The sequence below is a fragment of the Gelidibacter pelagius genome, from assembly GCF_017581925.1.
Taxonomy (GTDB): Bacteria; Bacteroidota; Bacteroidia; order Flavobacteriales; family Flavobacteriaceae; genus Gelidibacter; species Gelidibacter pelagius.
The window spans coordinates 1-1,329 of record NZ_JAGEVG010000060.1 but is presented as its reverse complement, the minus strand read 5'-3'; the positions used below and the strand labels follow the sequence as shown (position 1 = coordinate 1,329).

The following is a 1,329-nucleotide window of genomic DNA, read 5'->3' as shown; positions in this document are numbered from 1 at the left end:
TGAGATTTAATACACATGCAAAAATGGCACAGTTTGAACCGAAATGCCTGGCACTCTGATACCGAAATCAGTGGCACAAATCGAACCGAAGTAACGAACTCGCATAGCTATCGTTTTATGTGATCAGCTTTGGCAACATAACCAGCAAATCGAGCTTTGGACTGATAAAGTCATTAAGCAAAAGATCAATTAGATTCACAATAATCCGGTCGTCGTCGGTTTGGTAACAGATCCGATACATTATAAATACTCAAGCGCGAGGAATTATCAGGACGATCATAGCGTACTTGAAATTGATGATCCTGGGTTTATGGGTTAAAAAGGTTGGATCGGGTTTTTTAGTATGATATTGTTGGAAATAGGGGCTATGGCACTCGTTGCAAACGAGCGCCAACGGTGGGCTGTAAACGGTAAGAATGAATACATTACGAATCAGTTTTTATTTAAATTGTTTTAAAATAAATAAACTGTATAGCACTTCCGTCTGAATGGGCTATTCGTAGTTTATTGTGCACACCATCAACACTTGACGGAAGAAAGATATGGTGTGATATTTCAGAGTTATCGTACACAACAGTACCATCTGGATGCATGTTGAATGACTTAGTTATCGTAATTTGCCCCTCCAGGATTTCAGTGAGAACGCACTCTTCATTATTGTTCAAGATAAATATTTTTTGTTTAAATCTTCCGTTTGAACTAATCTCAAGATCAATTGAACTAACATCATTATTATAGCAGTATGTTGAAGAATTGGTTACGAAATTTAGTCTATAATTACCACTAAAATCCCCTAAACCTGCAATCTTGACTTCATCATCATTCGAACAGGAAATAATTAATCCAGTTATAAATAATAATAAGAGCTTAAATCTCGTTTTTTTCATAATTCTGTAAATTTTCATAAATTAATACCGATGTGTTTCTTGTATGATTAGTGGCGCCAAGAGGAGCAACTTTATTGACCAAATTTAGAACCCGTAATCTACTACCTTTCCCTAAACTTTCCTATAAATAGAACTGCATGTTTTTAAAGCAATGCCATGAGATGTATAAATGGTTAGTGTTGGTGAGCACGAGCGGGGAAAGTTAATAGTGTTAAAAATGATAGAAGTGTTTTCATAGGTTTTATAGTCTCGACAAAAGTCAAATTTAGTTATTTATGGCTTGTCAAATCTATCAATTTAATCAATAACTAAATTTATTTTTTATCGTAAGATTGAGGAATTGGGGGGCAATAAAAACAGAACCATTATGAGATTTAATACACATGCAAAAATGGCACAGTTTGAACCGAAATGCCTGGCACTCTGATACCGAAATCAGTGG

1 protein-coding gene is annotated in these 1,329 nt (G+C 35.1%); it reads right to left on the bottom strand.

What is annotated here, in order from left to right:
• Positions 1-443: 443 nt before the first annotated feature.
• Positions 444-887 carry a polysaccharide deacetylase family protein gene (locus J4051_RS18810; protein ID WP_208235429.1) on the bottom strand — a complete coding sequence of 148 codons (444 nt, stop codon included), beginning with the start codon at positions 885-887 and terminating at the stop codon, positions 444-446.
• Between the last annotated feature and the right edge of the window lie 442 nt (positions 888-1,329).

Coding starts and splice junctions, on each gene's coding strand:
- J4051_RS18810 (WP_208235429.1), bottom strand. CDS start 887: ATGAAAAAAACGAGATTTAAGCTCTTATTATTATTTATAACTGGATTA.